This is a genomic window from Flavobacterium sp. S87F.05.LMB.W.Kidney.N (assembly GCF_004366435.1).
Lineage (GTDB): Bacteria > Bacteroidota > Bacteroidia > Flavobacteriales > Flavobacteriaceae > Flavobacterium.
Genome location: NZ_SODX01000001.1, coordinates 686,714 through 706,382 on the forward strand (window position 1 = coordinate 686,714; position 19,669 = coordinate 706,382).

The following is a 19,669-nucleotide window of genomic DNA, read 5'->3' on the forward strand; positions in this document are numbered from 1 at the left end:
TTTAAAATTTGTAGTTAACAATTAACAATTAACAATTAACAATTAACAATTAACAATTAACAATTAACAATTTTAAAACCTACCATTCATTTACTTTGTTAGCGTCCATTTTAAGAAAAATAAACAACAAAATGGTAAAACCCCAGAGTCCAGAACCTCCGTATGAAAAGAAAGGCAGAGGAACCCCAATTGTAGGGAATATTCCAATTACCATCGCAATATTTACAAAAAAGTGTATAAAGAGAATACCTGCGACACAATATCCGTAGACTCGGCTGAATTTTGTTTTTTGTCTTTCAGCTAAATAAATTACTCTAAGCAATAATCCAACGAAAAGTGCAATTACGGTTAAAGAGCCTGCAAATCCCCATTCTTCACCAACTGTTGTAAAGATATAATCGGTATGTTGTTCGGGTACAAATCCGCCTTTGGTTTGTGTTCCTTCCAAGAAACCTTTTCCAATCCATCCCCCAGATCCAATTGCAATTTCAGACTGATTGGTATTATATCCAATACCTTTCATATCGACGCTTTTACCTAATAAAATATTGAAACGGTCTCTATGGTGTTGTTTAAAAACATTATCAAAAACATAATCAACAGAAAAGACAAAACCAGAGATTAAGGCTAACAATATAGCGCTCAAAATTATATTGCGGTCAACAGCCCTGCCTTTGAAATGGATAATAGCTAATACAACAAACGCAATTATGACAACTACATAAGGTTCTAATACTAATGTAAGAACAAAGAGAACAATAGTAATAAAAGCGGTCCAGACATACCAAGAAGGTAGGCCTTCTCTATATAAAACAAGGATAAAAACACTGTAAATTAAAGCACTTCCAGGATCTGGCTGTGGTAAAATAAGTATTACAGGTAATAACATAATAGCTAATGCCTGAATCTGTCTGTTGGTTTCTTTTAAATTAATTTGAGTGTCACTCAGATATTTAGCCAGCGCCAATGAAGTTGCGGCTTTTGCAAATTCTGAAGGCTGTAAAGTAAAACTTCCTATGGCATACCAGCATCGCTGACCTGCAATCGTTTTTCCGAAAAGAAATAGGCCCGCAAGAGATAATAGAGAAACTCCAAAGATAATACTGGCATATTTTTCATAAAACTTACCATCAACAAAAAGAACTATAAATATCAAAGGAATAGTACAGCAGATAAAAATAAGCTGTTTTTGATAAGTTCCGTCAGTTGACAATAATGAAGACGAATAAATATTCAGCCAACCTAAAGTTACCAGCGCAATGTAGATAAAGACACTTATCCAATCGATATTATTTTTTACACTTTGATTTTTCATTTGAAATAATCTTTCTTAGTTTTTCTTAGTAGTGTCTACTGCTGTTTTCTTAACTTCAGTTGTTGGTGCTGTTGTGACTGGTGCTTTTGGTTTTACAATTTTGGCTTGTAAAACAGAATCTTTTGGTACAGATTCTATTTTAAGAGCCTCTCCTAATCCGCCCAATTTCGCATATTCAGAAAGTAAGCTTTTGTTTAGTACTCTTACTTCCAAATCAGTTCTCGTGATTTTTTTTCTAAGATATTTTTCTATCATTAAACTCGCAATAGGTCCAGCTACAGTTGCTCCAAAACCTCCGTTTTCAATCATAACTGCAATTGCAATTTTCGGATTATCTTTTGGTGCAAAAGCAACAAATATCGAGTGATCTTTTAGTTTTTCTCTTTTACCGTTTATTTTAGCATAGTTTTCAGCTGTTCCTGTTTTTCCACAAATATCGATTCCTTCTACTCTAAGAGCATATGCGGTACCTTTATTGTAAACATCAAATAATCCGCTGATAACTGGTGGAAAATATTTCTGATCAATAGTTGTAACATGCTTTGTGGTAAACTTTTCGTCAATTTTTTCTCCTTCAATCTTTTTAATGATATGAGGAGTATAATAATAACCCTGATTTGCAACAGTTGCCATCATATTGGCTAATTGAATCGGAGTCATCAAAACTTCACCCTGACCAATTGCATTTGATACAATGGTGGAACTTCTCCATCCTCCGTTAGGGTAAATTCGTTTATATGTTTTAGAGGTCGGAATATTTCCTTTTTTGCCAGTTGGTAAATCATAACCCATAAATTGTCCTAAACCAAAACTTCTTACGTGATCACTCCAAACATCTACAGCCTTGCCAGGATCAGAATACTTGTTAATTGTTAACATGTATGCCTGGCCAAAATAAGTATTACAAGAATTGTAAATTCCATTATGCAGTTGATGAGGTCCAAAACCGTGACATTTCATGAAACGGCCTCCACCATAACTAAATCCGTGATGACACATAAAAGTGGTTTGCTCATTAATTACACCTTCTTGAAGAGCAACTAATCCAGTAAGAATTTTAAATGGAGAACCTGGCGGATATTCTGCTAAAAGTCCTCTGTCGTATAAAGGTTTCGCTATAGAGTCACGATACAAAAGCGTATAATTCTTAGATCTTTGGCGTCCTACCATGATACCAGGATCGTAAGAAGGCGCAGTAACTAATGCTAAGATTTCTCCTGTTTTAGGTTCAAGAGCTACTATCCCTCCTCTTTTATTGATCATCAATTCTTCGCCGTACTTTTGAAGTTCGGCATCAATAGTTATATTGATGTCTTCTCCAGCTACAGCAATTGTGTCGTATTTTCCCTCTTTGTAAGGACCAATTTCTCGGTTATATTTGTCTTTCTGAATGTATTTTACACCTTTTATTCCGCGCAAAATTTCCTCATAACTTTGCTCTACCCCCTGTTTTCCAATTAAATCTCCACTGTTATAGTATGGATTTTTCTCAATTTGTTTTTCATTTACCTGAGTAATAAAACCAAAAATATTGGCTCCATAATCTACCTCATAATCACGAAGTGATCTTTTCTGGAAATAAAAACCATCATATTTTCTGATTTTTTCCTGAAAAGCAGCAAATTCATTTTTATTTAACTGCGAAAGAAAAACAGAAGGAAGTCTCGGGCTGTATACTTTTGCTTTTGCAATACGCTTATTGTATTCTTCTTGAGTAATATTTAGAAGTGAACAAAATTCAGCAATATTAAGATCTTTTTTTACTTCTCGAGGAATAACCATGATATCATATGAAGCCTGATTAGCCACAAGGAGTTTTCCATTTCGATCATAAATGTAACCTCGCTCAGGGTAATCATAAACTTTTTTTATCGCATTATTTTCTGATTTCAATTTAAATGAATCATCAATAATCTGCAGATAAAATATCCTAATCACTAGCAAAGATGCTGCAATAATAATTATAGTGGGCAGCAGAACTTTTCTCATCGTTTATTGGGCTTAATAAGATAAATTATTATTATTGAGGTGATTATAGTAAAGATAGAGCTGAATAAGGTTCGGAGTAAAATGTCCCAGATAAATTTAAACTGAAATGCCTCGAGAACAAATAATACAATATGGTGTATTAAAACCGATACCAATATAAATGAAAAACGCTCTGGAGTTAGAGATTCATTTAGTTTTATAGTTTGATATTCATAACTAAGTCCGAAAGAAAACTTAAAAATATAAGGCCTGTAGTAGGCTAGAATAACACAAGCAGTTGCATGTATTCCGCCAGAATTACAAAACATATCCATTGTTAATCCTAGTAAAAAACTAGAAAGAATTAAACCGGCTTTATTGCTGTTTACAGGATATAAAATAATGTACAAGATATACGGAAAAGGACTTATGTATCCTAAGAAATTCATATTGTTGAATATAACAATCTGAATTGCCAGCAGCATAATAAATCGAAAAATATTTACCAACAAAGCGCTATTCATCTTTTTCTTTGCTTTTGTTTTCTAAATTAATAAGTTCTTCTCTGTCCTTACTCTTGATAATATAAACGTGTCCAAGATTTGTCATATCATTAAATAGCTTAACATTTATGACATAATAACTTGTATTCTTTTTGATGTATATTTTATCTACCGTACCAATATTGATTCCTTCTGGGAAAATCACAGATTGACCTCCAGTTACAATAGTATCGCCTTTTCTAATAGAAGCTAGTCTAGGAACATCTTCTAATTGCACAAATCCTGTACTTTTTCCATCCCAAGTTAATGAACCAAAATGATTTGATTTTTTGATTTTAGCATTAATCTGCGATTTCATGTTTAAAATACTCACAACAGTAGAATATCTTGGCGAAGTATTATCAACGACTCCAATAATTCCTAAGCTGTTAATAACACCCATATCTTGTTTAATCCCTTCATTGCTTCCAGCATTTAAGGTGATGTAATTTTCATGTGTATTATAAGAGTTGTGAATTACTTTTGATACGATTATGTCAGCAGGTTTTACGCCTTTGATACTGTCAGGTAAAGGTAATTTTGTAGTGTCTTCCTTGTTGAATAAAAGACTTTTTAATCTTGCGTTCTCAAGTACAAGTTCGTCGTTTTCAGCTCTTAAATTCAAATATTCATTTACACGATTTATTTTTTCATAAACACCGCCGCTTAAAAAATTAGCAGAACTGATTACCTTGCTTCTGTGATAAGAATGAGATTGAATTGTGAGTCCTAACGAAATACCTAAAAGCAGCAAAAACAGCAATCGATTACTGTTTCTTATAATGAAATTAAAAATTTGCTGCATTTCTTGTTTGGTTATTTTGTTTCAGGATATGCTTTATGGTTTCAGATTTTATAAGGATCAAATATTAAAAATTTGACCCTCATAAAAGTAAATTGATTGTTATTTTGAATCTTATTTGATTAAGATACTTTTAAATTTTGCAATATTTTTAAGTGCCATTCCTGTACCGCGAACAACAGCTCTTAAAGGATCTTCTGCAATGTAAACAGGTAAATCTGTTTTTTGAGAAATACGTTTGTCAAGACCTCTCAACATAGATCCACCACCCGCTAAATAGATACCAGTATTATAAATATCGGCAGCTAACTCAGGAGGAGTTTGAGATAATGTTTCCATTACTGCATCCTCGATACGTTGAATGGATTTGTCTAAAGCTTTTGCAATTTCACGGTAAGAAACATCTACTTGTTTAGGTTTACCAGTAAGTAAATCTCTACCTTGAACAGACATGTCTTCTGGAGGACCATCTAAATCTTCGATTGCAGCTCCAATTTGAATTTTTATTTTTTCAGCAGTACTTTCTCCAACAAAAAGGTTATGTTGTGTACGCATATAATAAACAATATCATTTGTGAAAACGTCACCTGCAATTTTTACAGATTTATCACATACAATACCACCTAAGGCAATTACAGCGATTTCTGTTGTACCACCTCCAATATCAACAATCATGTTTCCTTTTGGCTGCATGATGTCAATTCCAATACCGATTGCAGCGGCCATTGGTTCGTGAATCAAGTAAACTTCTTTTCCATTTACACGCTCACAAGATTCTTTTACTGCACGCATTTCAACCTCAGTAATTCCAGAAGGAATACAAACTACCATTCTTAACGCTGGTGTAAACATTCGCTTTTTTAACGCAGGAATACTTTTAATGAACATATTGATCATTTTTTCTGACGCGTCAAAATCTGCAATTACACCATCTTTTAAAGGCCTTATGGTCTTGATGTTTTCATGCGTTTTACCTTGCATCATGTTGGCTTCTTTACCAACAGCGATGATTTTGCCTGATACTCTATCACGTGCTACGATAGAGGGGCTGTCAATAACAACTTTATCATTATGAATGATTAAAGTGTTTGCGGTACCAAGGTCTATTGCAATATCCTCAGTCATGAAATCAAAAAATCCCATAAGTTTTTTAGGGGTTTAAAATGTTATAAATTATTTTGAACAAAGTTAAACAAATTAATGTTTAAAATGACGAGTTCCTGTAAATACCATTGCAAGATTATTTTCGTTGCAATAATTTATGCTTAATTCGTCTTTTATCGAACCTCCTGGCTGAATTACTGCTGTAATTCCTGCTTTTTTGGCTAATTCTACACAATCCGGAAATGGGAAAAATGCATCACTCGCCATCGAAGCTCCATTTAAATCAAATCCAAAAGCTTTTGCTTTATCAACAGCTTGTATTAAGGCGTCAACTCTTGAAGTCTGACCTGTACCTGATGAAATCAATGTCCCATTCTTAGCAAAAACAATTGTGTTTGATTTTGTATTCTTGCAGATTTTAGAAGCAAAGATCAAATCTTCGATCTCTTGAGCAGTAGGTTCTGTTATAGTAACGGTTTTTAAATGCTCTTTATTATCCGTAATATTATTTCTATCCTGAATTAACAATCCATTAAGACAAGTTCTTACTTGGCGAGATGGTAATTCAACATCATTTTGAACTAATATAATTCTGTTTTTCTTTTCTTGTAAAACAGCAACAGCTTCATCATCATACGCTGGAGCAATAACTACTTCGCAGAATAATTTGTTGATTTCCTGAGCTGTAGCTAAGTCAATTTTAGTATTTGAGATTAATACACCTCCAAAAGCAGACGTAGGATCGCAAGCTAAAGCTGCCAAATAAGCTTCGCTGATTGTTTTTCTTGACGCTAAACCGCAAGCATTGTTATGTTTTAAAATTGCGAACGTTGGTCCGTCAGTTTTAAATTCAGCAATTAAATTTACTGCAGCATCAACATCAAGTAAGTTGTTGTATGATAATTCTTTTCCGTGAAGTTTGCTGAACATTGCGTCAAAATCTCCAAAGAAAAATCCTTTTTGGTGAGGGTTTTCACCATATCTTAAAACTTGACCGTTTGCAATACTTTCTTTGTAAATAGTCTCGTCTGTGTTGAAATAATTAAAAATAGCTCCGTCATAATGAGAAGAAACGTGGAACGCTTTAGTGGCAAACAATCTTCTGTTTTCAAGAGTTGTTGCTCCGTCTTGTTCTGTAATTAAATCTAAAAGCAAACTGTATTCATTCACAGAAGCTACAATTACAGTGTCTTTGAAATTTTTTGCACCAGCACGAATTAATGAAATTCCGCCAATATCAATTTTTTCAATAATATCTTGTTCGCTTGCACCAGAAGCAACTGTTTTTTCAAAAGGATACAAATCAACGATAACTAAATCGATTTGAGGAATATCAAATTCCTTCATTTGTTGTACATCACTTTCATTATCCTGACGATTCAATATACCACCGAAAATTTTTGGATGTAAGGTTTTAACTCTTCCTCCAAGAATTTCAGGAAAAGATGTAATGTCTTCAACAGGAACTACAGGAATTCCAAGGTTTTTGATAAAATCTTCAGTTCCTCCAGTAGAATAAAGTGTAACATTTTGTTCGTGTAATTTTCTAACGATTGGTTCTAATCCATCTTTCGAAAAAACAGAAATTAATGCCGATTGTATTTTTTTAGTTGTGCTCATTTTGTAGTTATGATTTTGAGACTGCAAAAGTAGTTTTTTTATATATTATATTAAAAAAAATTAGTGTAACAAAATGCTAAAAAAATCTACTGATGAGTAAGTTAACTTTTATTAGGTTTTTGATTTTAAATTATTGAATTTTACTTTATTGAAAAATACTAAAATATGCTTGTTTATTTAAGATTATTAAAAGAAAGTCTGAGCTTTGCTATTAACGCTTTGCGAAATAATAAATTACGTACTTTGTTGTCGCTCTTAGGTGTTACAATTGGTATTTTTTCAATTATTGCTGTTTTGGCTGCCGTTGACTCTTTAGATAAAAAAATCTCTAAAGATTTGAGCAGCTTAGATAAAAATACGATTTATTTAATGAAATTCTGCTTTGGACCATCTGAAATTCCACAATGGAAAAGAGAGCAGTTTCCAAATGTAAAGTATGATGAGTATATTGGGTTGAAAAATTCTATGAACGATACTGATCAAGTAGGATATCAGCTTTTTGTCAATAGAGAAAGTTTAAAATACGATTCTAAAACGGTTAGTGATGTAAATATTGTTCCATCGTCAAGCGAAATGGTTAACATTGATGGATTAAGTTTCGATAAAGGCAGATTTTATAACGAATCTGAATCTAATTCTGGAACAGCAGTTATTGTTCTTGGATATGATATTGCTGAAGGACTTTTTGGTTCAAGTGATCCAATTGGAAAAAATATCCGTTTGTACGGACAGCGATTTACCGTCATTGGTGTAATGGCAAAACAAGGTGCAGGTTTTTTTGGAGATAGTAATGATACTTCGGTTTATCTTCCAGCCAATTTTTTACGAAGAATGTACGGGGACACTGATGCCATGACACCTGTGATTATTTTAAAACCAGTTAAAGGAGTAGACATGGAAGCTTATAAAGCTCAAATAGCTCAAAAACTCCGAGCTATTCGCGGAATGAAAGCGGGAGAAATGGATAATTTCTTTATTAATGTACTTTCTGGATTTACTGATTTTATTGATGGGATTCTAGGACAAATGAATGTTGTTGGATGGATAATCAGTGGATTTTCGCTTTTGGTTGGTGGTTTCGGAATTGCTAATATTATGTTTGTTTCTGTTAAAGAAAGGACAAACCTGATCGGAATTCAGAAATCATTAGGAGCAAAAAATAAATTTATCTTATTCCAGTTTTTATTTGAAGCTGTAATTTTATCAGTTATAGGCGGAATCATTGGACTTCTTATGGTTTGGGGAATTGCTTTAGTCTTAACTAAATTACTTGACTTTGAATTTGTTTTGAGTTTAGGAAATATTCTTTTAGGAACTGGTTTAGCGGCATTTATCGGTTTAATTTCGGGAATTTTACCTGCTATTTCTGCAGCAAATCTAGATCCGGTAGAAGCTATTCGAACTGGAATGTAGTTATTGTGTGTATTTGCTTCTTAAATTTTAAAACTAGAATAATTGTTGTGGTGGTGTAGATAATTTAAATCGGAAAACAATGAGCTTTATCCTAAAAAATGTTGATACAGTTGAATCTATTTCTAGAGAAGATTTTAAAAAGAATTATCTAGATAAAAGAAAGCCTCTTATAATAAAAGGATTAACCAAAGATTGGCCTGCACGAGAAAAATGGTCTACGGATTATTTTAAAGAAATTGCAGGAGATATTGAAGTAAAGCTAGTTGATAATTCTAAGGCAGATCCTGCAAAAGTAATTAATGCTTCTATTGCCAGTATGAAATTTGGTGAATATCTCGATTTAATAAAAAGGGAGCCGACTCAATTACGTATTTTTTTCTTCAATCTTTTTAAACACAGGCCTGAATTAATTAATGATGTAAAAATTCCCAAAGAATTAATGGGTGGTTTTATAGAAAGTATGCCTGCCATGTTTTTTGGAGGATCGAAGGCGATTACTTTCCTGCATTACGATATTGATCTACCACATCTCTTTCACACACATTTTGGTGGCAGAAAACATATAATCTTGTTCGATAATAAATGGAAAAAGAGGCTCTATTGTGTGCCAAATACTACTTATGCTTTAGAAGATTATGATGTTGCCAATCCAGATTTTGAAAAATTTCCGGCACTAAAAGGAGTAGAAGGGTATGAGGTTTTTCTAGAACACGGAGACACTCTATTCATGCCTACCGGAATGTGGCACTGGATGCGCTACATAGACGGCTCTTTCTCGCTAAGTCTTCGTGCGTGGGATAGATCAATAACTCGAAAAATGGGAAGCGTTTGGAGCTTGTTTATGCATGGTGCAGTCGATAGCGCCATAAAAATAGTTTTTAGAGAACGTTATGCAATTTGGCGTGAGAAACTAGCTTTTAAAATTGCTGATAGGGAATTGAAAAAGGATTTGAAAAAAGCGGGATGATTTAATTTTTTTGTTTTTTCAAAGAAGAAGGATTTTAGGATTGCTATTCAATGTCATGTTTATGGTGAATTTATTCAGTAAAAAAGTTCTGTAGGAACGACACATCGGTAGATATAAAAAAATCCCAAGAAGCAATTTCTTGGGATTTTTCTATTTTGAATAGTTCAAAAACTATCTAATATCATTGTTTTGAATCAAATCGATATATAAGTTGATCTTATCTTTCAATTCTTTTCTTGGCGTGATAAAGTCTAAGAAACCGTGCTCTAAAAGAAACTCAGCAGTTTGGAAACCTTCTGGTAAATCTTTTCCAGTAGTATCACGAACAACACGTGGGCCAGCAAAGCCAATCAAAGCGCCTGGTTCAGAGATATTAATGTCTCCTAACATAGCGTAAGATGCAGTTGTTCCTCCAGTTGTTGGATCTGTACAAAGAGAGATATAAGGTAATTTAGCTTCAGCTAATTGAGCTAGTTTTACAGAAGTTTTAGCTAATTGCATTAAAGAATAAGCAGCTTCCATCATACGAGCTCCACCAGATTTAGAAATCATTACAAAAGGCAGTTTGTTTTTGATCGCGTGATCAATACCTCTTGCGATTTTTTCACCTACAACTGCTCCCATAGATCCGCCAATAAAGGCAAAATCCATACAGCAAATTACAAGTTCTCTTCCTTTAGATTTTCCTACTCCCGTACGTACAGCGTCTTTAAGATGAGTTTTTTCCATTACATCTTTTAATCTCTCTGCATATTTTTTTGTATCCACAAAATGCAAAGGATCTTTTGATGTCATGTTTTTATCTAACTCAACAAATTCGTTGTTGTCGAATAAAATTTCAAAATAGGTTGCGCTTCCAATTCGAACGTGAAAATCATCTTCAGGGCTTACGAATAAGTTACGAGCTAATTCGTCAGCATCAATAATTTTTCCAGTAGGAGATTTGTACCACAATCCTTTCGGAACGTCCATCTTATCTTCTGTAGCGGTCGTAATCCCTTTTTCTTGTCTTTTAAACCAAGCCATATTGAATGTTTTTTTTGTTTCAGGTTTAAAGTTTAAAGTTGCTAAACCTGAAACCTGAAACTTTAAACTTTTTTATTATAGTGTATTCACATTATTTAAATCAGCAAAAGCTTGTTCAAGTCTTGCGTTGAATGTTACTTCGCTTTCACGAACCCATCTTCTTGGGTCATAATATTTTTTGTTAGGAGCATCAGCACCTTCTGGGTTTCCAATTTGAGATTTTAAATAGTCAAGGTTTTTAACCATATAATCACGGATTCCTTCAGTGTATGCAAACTGTAAATCTGTATCGATGTTCATTTTGATAACTCCGTAGCTAATTCCTTCTCTGATTTCTTCAAGTGTAGAACCTGAACCTCCGTGGAAAACGAAATCTACTGGGTTATGTCCAGTGTTGAATTTCTTTTGTACGAAATCTTGAGAATTTTTTAAGATTTTTGGAGTTAATTTTACGTTTCCTGGTTTGTAAACACCGTGAACGTTTCCAAAAGCAGCAGCAATTGTAAATTTAGGACTTACTTTAGATAATTCTTCGTAAGCATAAGCTACTTCTTCTGGTTGTGTATATAATTTTGAGCTGTCAACATCAGAGTTGTCTACACCATCTTCTTCTCCACCTGTAATACCAAGTTCGATTTCCAATGTCATGCCCATTTTGCTCATTCTAGCTAAATATTCTTTACAGATCTCAATATTTTCTTCGATTGGCTCCTCAGACAAATCGATCATATGAGAACTGAATAATGGTTTTCCTGTTTCTGCAAAGTGTTTTTCAGAAGCATCTAATAAACCATCGATCCAAGGCAATAATTTTTTTGCACAGTGGTCAGTATGTAAAATTACAGTTGCACCGTAAGCTTCTGCTAAAGTGTGAATGTGTTTTGCTCCAGCGATACCACCAGCGATTGCTGCTTTTTCGCCTGCATTTGATAATCCTTTTCCAGCGTTGAATTGTGCTCCTCCGTTAGAAAATTGAATGATAACCGGTGCATTTAATTTTGCTGCAGTTTCTAGAACTCCATTAATTGTACTAGATCCTGTAACGTTTACTGCAGGTAAAGCAAATCCTTTTTCTTTCGCATAATTAAAAATCTCCTGAACTTGATCTCCTGTAGCTACTCCGGGTTTAATATTGTGTGCCATTGTAATTTTTTTTATAGTTGTTTTTAGTTTTTAGGTTGCAAAAATAAGAATTAATTAGCATTAGAACGGATAATTTATACCAAAATTTAAAACCGAGTGTCCAAAATTATATTCTTTAAACCATCGATCTCCCTTCTCATGTGCCGGATTATAAGTCTTAAAGCCTAAATCTAAACGAATAACAAAAAAGCTTAAATCGTATCTTAAACCAAATCCTGTACCTAAAGCAATTTCTTCTAAATCGTTTAAGTTGTCAAATTTTGCTTTCTCATCAGTAACATTATCGAGCACATTCCAGATATTTCCGGCATCTGCAAAGATCGCTCCCTTTACATCACCCGCAATTTTGAAACGAAATTCTGCACTCATTGCAATTTTCATATTTGCCTCATTAAAGTCATTTACAGCATTTGTGCTTCCAGGTCCTAAAGCATAAGGCTGCCAAGCACGGTTGTCGTTTGAACCTCCGCCATAATAACTTCGTGAAAATGGAATGTAATTTGAATTTCCAAACGGAATGGCAATTCCGAAAAAGCTTCTTACAGCAAGCACTTTTTCTTTTCCAAAATCCCAGTGTTTAATGTAATCAAATTCGGTTTTGATATACTCTGAGTATTCTAAGTTGAATATCTCATAATTACCTCTTGCATTTTTAGGTAGATTTCCTATGCTTGAAATCGCAGATAATAATGTTCCTGCCGATTCTATTTTTGTTCTAAATTGATAGAAGTTATTATCTGCTAAATCTTTTTTGGTTGTTTTAGTGAAAGAATAACTTGTAGCCAAAATAAAATCATTTTCTGTCAGCCTAATGCGGCGCTCTTCAATACTTTGTACCTCTTTATATTCCGGATTTCCAGGCAGTAAAGCTGTTTGATTCGTTAAAACGTCATTGGTAAAACCTGTAGTTCCATTAGGTATCGTTAGGTCTTTTCTATTTTGCTCTTCTGTTGTTTCTCCCCAGTTAAGCGGGTTAATATTGTAATCTTTTCCAATATTATTCAAATCATTATAAGAAGATGTATAGACATTAAAATAATTGCCAGGATTTAAATTACGAACAAACTGTGCATTCAATAATTCTAATTTTGCAGTGTTATGACGTTTTGGCGACCAGTTATAAGCAATACCTCCAGTGAAATTCTCTTTATCTAAACCAATATTCCGCTGTTTTGAAAAACCAGAAGTAATAGAGGTCGACGGAATCATACTTTTAGGAATGATTTTTTCAGTTCCAAAAGGCAGTAAAATTCTCGGAAAGTTTAATTTCAGATCCAAACCATATTCGGAAACATTGAAGAAATTGTTATTTGGATTTGCCATATCCCTAGAAGAACCAATATTTAAACGGGCAGAAATTTCTAAGGTTTCGGCACGATTAAATACATTTCGTATGGTTTCAGAAACACTTGCTCCAATTCCAAAATCTTGAATGTTAGAATGCGTTACGTCGAAAGTTGCTCCAAAACTATATTTTTTTCTAGGCGTTAAATAAACATTAGCTATAAGAGATTGAGCAGTAGAATCTCTTTTGTCTACTTCATATTGTATAGAAGGATAATTAAAGATCTTTAAATTGTTTAAATAACGAGAAGAAAGGGTAGTTCTAAAATCTGCGAAAGTACTTCCTTTGGTTATAAAAATAGCATCAGTTATGGCACGAGGCTTGTACTTAAGTTTGTTGTAACTGTAAAGGTTGAAATTATTGTACGTTGTGCTGTCGGTTGGTTTTTTCTTTGAATTTGCGGCAGAATAATCGGTGTAAATATTAACGTCGCTAATAGTGTATAGTTTGAAAGGTTCAGTACGGCTTGAATCTCTTCCTTGAATAACATTATTAGTAATATTTAAAGTAACATCAGCTTTATTCTTTTTGCCAATGGTATCAATATCAAAAGTTACGTAAGTGGGCTGAAAGTAATATGCACCATGATTCCTGAAATATGTTGTAATACGATTTTTTTCATCTTCAAAATCTGTAGTTTTGTATTGATTGCCAGATTTTAACAAAGAAGGTTCATTATTTGTTTTGTATAATGAATCTAGCGCAGGTGTCAATATATTACTTTTGATTGTATCCAGCTTATAAGCAGGACCAGTAGTGATGTTATAATTAATTGCGGCTCTTTTTCGTCCAACTGTATCAATAGTATAATCAGTCTTCACATTAAAATAACCATTATTGAAATAATAGAATTTCAAACGAAGCAATGATTTTTTAGTTTTAGAAGTATCAATAATTACAGGAGGTTCGCCAGTATTTTTTAAAAACTCATGAATTCCTTTGTAATAAAAAGACTGTCCCAGACGATCTACTTGTTTTGCAGATAATATTTTAGACATACGCTCATATTTGCCAGGATTGTTTTTGAATTTTGCCTGGTAAGTTGAGTCTGGATTTAAATTGGCTAAATTGTATAAATTCAATCGAAGTTTGTAACCCAATAGTTTACCATTAGGCTTTTGATACATTTGATTTGTGGCAATTTCGTCGTTTGAAGATTTGCCATTTACTATAATATTGTTTTTTACAAGAAGGTTTTTTCCATCGGGAACTCTTTTTACGGCATTACAAGCGCAAATAAGTATTGCAATTAGAAGAAATGCTATTATTTTTGTGGAATTATTTTTCAAGTGTTTTTTAATATTTAATTCAAAAGTACATTATTTTATGGTTAGTAAAAACCAAATAAAGCTTATCTCAAGTTTACACCAAAAAAAGCAGCGTTTTGCTAATCAATTATTTTTTGCTGAAGGAGTAAAAGTAATTCAAGAATTGCTGCAATCCAATTTTGAATTAGAACATTTATACACAACATTAAATGATTTTGAAGAGGTTCAATCTTCTAAACGAACTCTTATTAATGAACAAGAACTAAAAAAAATAAGTGCTTTAGCAACTCCAAATTCTTGTCTGGCTGTTTTTAAAATTCCTGCCGAAAAGAAAATAATCGATTCGGGTTTAATTTTGGTCTTGGACGACATTAGAGATCCTGGAAATTTAGGAACTATTTTACGTCTCTGCGATTGGTTTGGTATTAAACAAGTAATCTGTTCTAAAGAAACGGTAGATATTTATAATCCAAAAGTAGTGCAAGCAACAATGGGCTCCATTACTAGGGTAAATATAAATTACGTTGATTTAAAATCTTTCCTTGCTCAAACTAAACTGCCCGTTTTTGGAACTTTTATGAACGGCGTAAATATCTATCAATCAGAATTACCTCAAGACGGCATCATTATTATGGGTAACGAAGCCAACGGTATTTCAGAAGAGATTGAGAAATTAGTTACAACTCGTCTAACAATTCCTAGATTTGGAGAGCTGCAAAAAACCGAAAGTTTAAATGTAGCTACAGCAACAGCAATTATTCTTAGTGAATTTAAACGAAATAGTTAGATTTTTGTTTTAATGAAAAGTGAAATTTATTAAAATCGCTCTAGATTTCATTGAATCAATATTTCCAGTCCACGGACTATCTGCAGTATTATCTCTGATAAGTTCGTCGGTTATACCAAACATTCCTCTTACAGAAGGCGAGAAAATGAAGTATTCAGTAAAAATATCAATTCCTACACCTAATTCATAAGCAGCGGTCCATTGTTTAACTCTAAATTTCTGCTGAAAGTTATCGTCTTTAGATTTAGAATTACTCGATAAATTTAAAGTTGTAGACATACCGCCAACTAAGTAAGGACGAATGTTTCCTGTACGCAAAGCAGAGAATTTTAATAATAAAGGAAAGTGAATATAAGTACTATTTACTTCTCTCAAATAATCATTTTCTGAAGTTCCTACGCCAGGAAAATATAAATCACGTTTTGTATAATACAATCCTGGTTCAAAACGCAGATTAATATATTCCTGTAATCTTAAATCGGCAACAACACCCACATTAAAACCAGTAGTTTTTTTTACCTGAATATCAGCTTGTACAGGAGTTTTGTAATCAAATTTAAAGTCAAAACTATTAAAGCCTAAATAATAGCCAAAGTAGACACGCTGCTTTTGCCAGTTTTCAAGATTAATAATAGGGTCTTTGCTAAACATGTTTTTAGCAAATTGTGAATACCCATTTGTCGCGAAGACCAATAAAAATAAGATTACAGCTTTTTTCATACTATTTTTTAGATGCAGAATAAATCGTTGCGACACCAAAAGTTTGAGGCATTGCCACAACATCTATAAACCCAGTTTTTCTCAAAATATTGTTTAACGCTTCTCCATAAGGAAAAGCAGCAGCAGATTCAGATAAATAACCATAGGCATCATTGTCTTTAGAAAATAATTTCCCGATCAAAGGAAGTATATTTTTACTATAAAAATTATAACCTTGTTTATAAGGGAACTTATCTGGAACAGAAGTTTCTAATATAACAAAAACACCATTTGGTTTTAGAACTCTTAAGATTTCTCCAAAACCTTTTTCAAGGTTTTCAAAATTTCTAACACCAAAACTTACCGTAATAGCGTCAAAATAATTATCCTCAAAAGGCATGTTTTCAGAATCTCCTAAAACTAATTCTATAATATTAGAAAGATTTTTTTCTGCAACTTTCTTTTTTCCAACTTCCAGCATTCCTTCAGAAATGTCTAAACCAATAATTTTATCAGCATTAGTCTGTGCAAGTAAAATAGCCAAATCGCCAGTTCCTGTTGCAATGTCCAGAATAACTTTTGGTTTTTTGTCTGAGACTATTTTCAATACTTTTTTACGCCATTTTACATCAATTCCAAATGAAATGACACGGTTTAAATTGTCGTAATTCCCAGAAATGGTGTCAAACATTTGGGTTACTTGCTCTTTTTTACCTAAAGAAGAGTCTTTATACGGAGTTATTTTTTCAGACATTTTTTTTATTTAGGCAAATATAAACAATCTAGTTTAACTGTAATTGAGTTTTTTAATTTGTAAAATAAATGTTTTGAATGATTTATTTTAAAGTTAATTCAAGTTGTATTCTCTGCATCCCTAAATTTAGGGATTTTGGTAAAATAACCAAATCACGGTATTGTCCAATCGCTCCATTATGAGCAACTTTGTAGAAGTAAAAATGATTAAAGTTTTAATGATTGGTAGTACCGCAAAGACTTAAGCAGATGGTTACTTTTTTTGCACTTGTAATTTCATTTGTTCTTGAAAAAGTTTTGTAAGTATTGTTCTTGGGGGGAAATACTATTTTATAGTGCAAAATACGTTCTTAGGATTAAATTTGTTTTTGGAAATTTTAATTTTCTGCCTTTAATATCTTAGTGGTATTTGTTATTAAAGGCGTTTTTGAGATTTATATCTCAAATAACATTAAATGTTATTCAGTTATTTCAAATGCTTTTTAAGTATTTGTGATTTTAAACAAAACTATTCTTGAGTAAGTCAGGTCTAAAAAATCAATCGTTTTAAAAACATCCTCCCAAAAGAGGATGTTTTTTTATTTATTTTCTAATGTAAGTTTCATAAGTATAATCATAAAGATGTTTTTCATCTTTGTAATTTTCTTCAGATTCTACCAAAATCCATTCACTTCTGCTAATTTTTGGAAAAAAAGCATCTGCTTCAAAAGTATGGTGAACTCTAGTAAGTTCTATTATATCGGTAAATGGAAGTGCCAGATTGTAAATTTCACCGCCTCCTATAATATAACTATCATCATTTTCAGGACAAACAGCAATTGCTTTTTCAATACTGTCGACAACAATACATCCTTCTGGCTGGTAATTTTCCTGACGTGTAATTACAACATGAACTCGGTCTGGCAATGGTTTTGGGAAACTTTCAAAAGTTTTTCTTCCCATAATAATATGATGCCCTGTAGTAAGCGATTTAAAACGTTTAAAATCATTTGGCAGATGCCATACTAATTCATTGTTTTTTCCAAGCGCATTGTTTTCGGCTGCTGCCGCTATCATTATAATCATGGTATGCTGAAACTAAATTTTATTTTCATTCTCTTCATTAATAGAGGATTCAAGCTGCGTGATTCTTTTTTGTTGTAAAGCCACTAATCTGTCAATTTGCTCTCTTTCCCATTTTTTATTCATAAAGCGGTCGGTAATGTAAACTTTTATAAAATGTAAAATAAAAATAAAAAGCCAGATCGTAATACCCCAAATACACCAGTTTTGAGTTGTCCCTTCTCCAAAACCAAAAAATCTATTAGCAATAAATAAAAATAAACTTCCTAAAAGGAAAAGAACAAAATGAAAATATAGTATTTTTTTTTGTCTTAATCGTCGTCTAGCGTATTCGTATTGTTCGTGCACTTCTTTTTCCATAAGATAAATATGAGATTATAAAGTTAAAATTTATTTTTGAAAGTCAATATTTTGGAGATACAATATTTGTTTTAAATCGATATAAGAATTTGAAAAACGAAATTTTATGTCTTTAAAATTATAGATAAATCTAAAATGACATCCTGTTTTTAGTATTATCATAAATCGATTGCCGTGGTGGTGAGTGTTTGGTTGATTTTAATTAATTTTAGATGTATAAAACTAAAAACTAAATAGTTATGTCTTTAAAAAAACAATTTATCAAAACGAAGCCAGTTTGTAAAGTAACATTTTCTATAGATGCCAAAGACGCTGATTCGGCAGCGGTCGTAGGGGATTTTAACAACTGGAATGTTGAAGAAGGAACTTTAAGTAAGTTGAAAAATGGAACTTTTAAAGCGACTTATGATTTGGTGAAAGATGCGATTTACGAATTTAAGTATGTAATCGACGGGATTTATGTAAATGATCCAGAAGCAGATTTCTACAAATGGAATGATTATGCTGGAAGTGAAAATAGTGTTTTAGTTGTATAAAAAAATCCGCTTAAAATTCAAGCGGATTTTTTTATAATTATATTGCAACACTTCCTTTTATAGCAGGATGCGGATCGTAATCTACTAATGTAAAATCATTAAAATCAAAATCAAAAATGTTTTTAATCTCTGGATTTAAAATCATTTTTGGTAATGGTTTTGGTTCGCGAGTCAATTGTAATTCCAATTGCTCAAAATGATTGTTGTAAATATGTGCGTCACCAAAAGTGTGAATAAAATCGCCTGGTTCTAAATCACAAACCTGAGCAATCATCATGGTCAATAATGCGTAAGAAGCAATATTAAAAGGAACTCCTAAAAATATATCTGCGCTTCTTTGGTATAACTGACAAGATAATTTTCCTTTAGTTTCTCCTTTTTCTAAATCTGGTGTTGCCACATAAAATTGAAAAAATGCATGACATGGAGGCAAAGCCGCTTTATTGTTAGCTACATTTTCTTCAAATGATTTTTTAGTGTCTGGCAAAACCGAAGGATTCCAAGCAGAAACCAGCATTCTGCGACTGTTCGGATTTGTTTTTAATTCAGTAATTAATTCAGTAATCTGATCAATTTCTTCACTGTTCCAGTTTCTCCATTGATGTCCGTAAACAGGTCCTAAATCACCATTAGAATCTGCCCATTCATCCCAGATTTTTACTCCGTTTTCCTGAAGATATTTTACGTTTGTATCGCCTTTTAAAAACCAAAGCAATTCGTAAATGATCGATTTTAAATGTAATTTTTTGGTCGTAACCATTGGGAAACCTTCACTTAAATCAAAACGCATTTGGTAACCAAAAACACTTTTTGTTCCAGTTCCAGTTCGGTCTCCTTTTTGACAGCCGTTTTCTAAAACGTGTTTTACTAAATCTAAGTATTGCTTCATAAATGCTTTAATCTTTATGCTATAAGCTTTAGGCTTTTTCCTAAAATGCTTATAGCTTGGATTTTTTATG

At 32.6% G+C, this 19,669-nt stretch carries 18 protein-coding genes; 4 read left to right on the forward strand and 14 right to left on the reverse strand.

What is annotated here, in order from left to right; translation table 11 throughout:
- Positions 1 to 79: 79 nt before the first annotated feature.
- The 6 genes from rodA to purH all read right to left on the reverse strand — a co-directional run bounded on the left by rodA (position 80) and on the right by purH (position 7,351).
- Positions 80 to 1,315: a rod shape-determining protein RodA gene (rodA, locus tag EDB96_RS03070; RefSeq protein WP_057117613.1), complete on the reverse strand. Its 1,236-nt coding sequence runs from the start codon at positions 1,313 to 1,315 to the stop codon at positions 80 to 82.
- 15 nt (positions 1,316 to 1,330) lie between these two features.
- The gene (gene mrdA / locus EDB96_RS03075) at positions 1,331 to 3,304 is read right to left on the reverse strand and encodes a penicillin-binding protein 2 (RefSeq protein ID WP_134139178.1); all 1,974 of its coding nucleotides are present in this window, start codon (positions 3,302 to 3,304) and stop codon (positions 1,331 to 1,333) included.
- Positions 3,301 to 3,807: a rod shape-determining protein MreD gene (locus EDB96_RS03080; RefSeq protein WP_134139180.1), complete on the reverse strand. Its 507-nt coding sequence runs from the start codon at positions 3,805 to 3,807 to the stop codon at positions 3,301 to 3,303. The genes mrdA and EDB96_RS03080 overlap by 4 nt, the downstream gene beginning before the upstream one ends.
- Complete coding sequence (mreC, locus tag EDB96_RS03085; RefSeq protein WP_057117610.1) at positions 3,800 to 4,630, reverse strand: rod shape-determining protein MreC; 831 nt, start codon at positions 4,628 to 4,630, stop codon at positions 3,800 to 3,802. The genes EDB96_RS03080 and mreC overlap by 8 nt, the downstream gene beginning before the upstream one ends.
- A gap of 111 nt (positions 4,631 to 4,741) precedes the next feature.
- Complete coding sequence (locus tag EDB96_RS03090; protein ID WP_008466528.1) at positions 4,742 to 5,770, reverse strand: rod shape-determining protein; 1,029 nt, start codon at positions 5,768 to 5,770, stop codon at positions 4,742 to 4,744.
- Between the two features lie 54 nt (positions 5,771 to 5,824).
- Positions 5,825 to 7,351: a bifunctional phosphoribosylaminoimidazolecarboxamide formyltransferase/IMP cyclohydrolase gene (purH, locus tag EDB96_RS03095; RefSeq protein WP_057117609.1), complete on the reverse strand. Its 1,527-nt coding sequence runs from the start codon at positions 7,349 to 7,351 to the stop codon at positions 5,825 to 5,827.
- Between the two features lie 165 nt (positions 7,352 to 7,516).
- Between purH and EDB96_RS03100 the strand changes: the two genes are divergently transcribed.
- Both EDB96_RS03100 and EDB96_RS03105 read left to right on the forward strand, forming a co-directional pair.
- Complete coding sequence (locus EDB96_RS03100) at positions 7,517 to 8,764, forward strand: ABC transporter permease (RefSeq protein ID WP_134139181.1); 1,248 nt, start codon at positions 7,517 to 7,519, stop codon at positions 8,762 to 8,764.
- A 79-nt stretch (positions 8,765 to 8,843) separates the two neighbouring features.
- Positions 8,844 to 9,731: a cupin-like domain-containing protein gene (locus EDB96_RS03105; RefSeq protein ID WP_134139183.1), complete on the forward strand. Its 888-nt coding sequence runs from the start codon at positions 8,844 to 8,846 to the stop codon at positions 9,729 to 9,731.
- A 171-nt stretch (positions 9,732 to 9,902) separates the two neighbouring features.
- Here the strand turns inward: EDB96_RS03105 and accD are convergent, their stop codons facing one another.
- The 3 genes from accD to EDB96_RS03120 all read right to left on the reverse strand — a co-directional run bounded on the left by accD (position 9,903) and on the right by EDB96_RS03120 (position 14,534).
- Positions 9,903 to 10,757 (reverse strand): acetyl-CoA carboxylase, carboxyltransferase subunit beta, encoded by an 855-nt coding sequence (gene accD, locus EDB96_RS03110; protein ID WP_026728501.1) that lies wholly within the window; start codon positions 10,755 to 10,757, stop codon positions 9,903 to 9,905.
- Between the two features lie 75 nt (positions 10,758 to 10,832).
- Positions 10,833 to 11,900, reverse strand: coding sequence for a class II fructose-bisphosphate aldolase (fbaA, locus tag EDB96_RS03115; RefSeq protein ID WP_057117606.1), 1,068 nt, complete (start codon positions 11,898 to 11,900; stop codon positions 10,833 to 10,835).
- Positions 11,901 to 11,960: 60 nt separating this feature from the next.
- Entirely contained in the window at positions 11,961 to 14,534 is a 2,574-nt protein-coding gene (locus tag EDB96_RS03120; RefSeq protein WP_082586809.1) for a BamA/TamA family outer membrane protein, read from the reverse strand.
- Between the two features lie 37 nt (positions 14,535 to 14,571).
- Between EDB96_RS03120 and EDB96_RS03125 the strand changes: the two genes are divergently transcribed.
- Entirely contained in the window at positions 14,572 to 15,300 is a 729-nt protein-coding gene (locus EDB96_RS03125) for a TrmH family RNA methyltransferase (RefSeq protein ID WP_134139184.1), read from the forward strand.
- Between the two features lie 9 nt (positions 15,301 to 15,309).
- Here the strand turns inward: EDB96_RS03125 and EDB96_RS03130 are convergent, their stop codons facing one another.
- The 4 genes from EDB96_RS03130 to EDB96_RS03145 all read right to left on the reverse strand — a co-directional run bounded on the left by EDB96_RS03130 (position 15,310) and on the right by EDB96_RS03145 (position 18,174).
- The gene (locus tag EDB96_RS03130; RefSeq protein ID WP_134139185.1) at positions 15,310 to 16,020 is read right to left on the reverse strand and encodes a porin family protein; all 711 of its coding nucleotides are present in this window, start codon (positions 16,018 to 16,020) and stop codon (positions 15,310 to 15,312) included.
- A 1-nt stretch (position 16,021) separates the two neighbouring features.
- On the reverse strand, positions 16,022 to 16,753 hold the full coding sequence (gene ubiE, locus EDB96_RS03135; protein WP_057117603.1) for a bifunctional demethylmenaquinone methyltransferase/2-methoxy-6-polyprenyl-1,4-benzoquinol methylase UbiE: 732 nt from the start codon (positions 16,751 to 16,753) through the stop codon (positions 16,022 to 16,024).
- Between the two features lie 581 nt (positions 16,754 to 17,334).
- Positions 17,335 to 17,817 (reverse strand): dihydrofolate reductase, encoded by a 483-nt coding sequence (locus tag EDB96_RS03140; protein WP_057117602.1) that lies wholly within the window; start codon positions 17,815 to 17,817, stop codon positions 17,335 to 17,337.
- Positions 17,818 to 17,829: 12 nt separating this feature from the next.
- A complete protein-coding gene (locus EDB96_RS03145) occupies positions 17,830 to 18,174 on the reverse strand; it encodes a 2TM domain-containing protein (protein WP_057117601.1) in 345 nt (114 codons plus the stop codon).
- A gap of 239 nt (positions 18,175 to 18,413) precedes the next feature.
- Here EDB96_RS03145 and EDB96_RS03150 point away from each other — a divergent pair, with 239 nt between their 5' ends.
- Positions 18,414 to 18,710, forward strand: a complete 297-nt coding sequence (locus EDB96_RS03150; protein ID WP_057117600.1) for an isoamylase early set domain-containing protein — start codon at positions 18,414 to 18,416, stop codon at positions 18,708 to 18,710.
- A 37-nt stretch (positions 18,711 to 18,747) separates the two neighbouring features.
- Here the strand turns inward: EDB96_RS03150 and EDB96_RS03155 are convergent, their stop codons facing one another.
- Positions 18,748 to 19,599, reverse strand: a complete 852-nt coding sequence (locus EDB96_RS03155) for a thymidylate synthase (protein ID WP_134139187.1) — start codon at positions 19,597 to 19,599, stop codon at positions 18,748 to 18,750.
- Positions 19,600 to 19,669 lie beyond the last annotated feature (70 nt).

Excerpts from the sequence above, each read along its gene's own strand:
- rodA (WP_057117613.1), bottom strand. The coding sequence starts at position 1,315 with ATGAAAAATCAAAGTGTAAAAAATAATATCGATTGGATAAGTGTCTTT.
- EDB96_RS03140 (WP_057117602.1), bottom strand. The coding sequence starts at position 17,817 with ATGATTATAATGATAGCGGCAGCAGCCGAAAACAATGCGCTTGGAAAA.
- EDB96_RS03130 (WP_134139185.1), bottom strand. The coding sequence starts at position 16,020 with ATGAAAAAAGCTGTAATCTTATTTTTATTGGTCTTCGCGACAAATGGG.
- EDB96_RS03145 (WP_057117601.1), bottom strand. The coding sequence starts at position 18,174 with ATGGAAAAAGAAGTGCACGAACAATACGAATACGCTAGACGACGATTA.
- accD (WP_026728501.1), bottom strand. The coding sequence starts at position 10,757 with ATGGCTTGGTTTAAAAGACAAGAAAAAGGGATTACGACCGCTACAGAA.
- EDB96_RS03125 (WP_134139184.1), top strand. The coding sequence starts at position 14,572 with ATGGTTAGTAAAAACCAAATAAAGCTTATCTCAAGTTTACACCAAAAA.
- EDB96_RS03090 (WP_008466528.1), bottom strand. The coding sequence starts at position 5,770 with ATGGGATTTTTTGATTTCATGACTGAGGATATTGCAATAGACCTTGGT.
- fbaA (WP_057117606.1), bottom strand. The coding sequence starts at position 11,900 with ATGGCACACAATATTAAACCCGGAGTAGCTACAGGAGATCAAGTTCAG.
- purH (WP_057117609.1), bottom strand. The coding sequence starts at position 7,351 with ATGAGCACAACTAAAAAAATACAATCGGCATTAATTTCTGTTTTTTCG.
- mreC (WP_057117610.1), bottom strand. The coding sequence starts at position 4,630 with ATGCAGCAAATTTTTAATTTCATTATAAGAAACAGTAATCGATTGCTG.
- EDB96_RS03100 (WP_134139181.1), top strand. The coding sequence starts at position 7,517 with ATGCTTGTTTATTTAAGATTATTAAAAGAAAGTCTGAGCTTTGCTATT.
- EDB96_RS03150 (WP_057117600.1), top strand. The coding sequence starts at position 18,414 with ATGTCTTTAAAAAAACAATTTATCAAAACGAAGCCAGTTTGTAAAGTA.
- ubiE (WP_057117603.1), bottom strand. The coding sequence starts at position 16,753 with ATGTCTGAAAAAATAACTCCGTATAAAGACTCTTCTTTAGGTAAAAAA.
- EDB96_RS03155 (WP_134139187.1), bottom strand. The coding sequence starts at position 19,599 with ATGAAGCAATACTTAGATTTAGTAAAACACGTTTTAGAAAACGGCTGT.
- EDB96_RS03105 (WP_134139183.1), top strand. The coding sequence starts at position 8,844 with ATGAGCTTTATCCTAAAAAATGTTGATACAGTTGAATCTATTTCTAGA.
- EDB96_RS03080 (WP_134139180.1), bottom strand. The coding sequence starts at position 3,807 with ATGAATAGCGCTTTGTTGGTAAATATTTTTCGATTTATTATGCTGCTG.
- mrdA (WP_134139178.1), bottom strand. The coding sequence starts at position 3,304 with ATGAGAAAAGTTCTGCTGCCCACTATAATTATTATTGCAGCATCTTTG.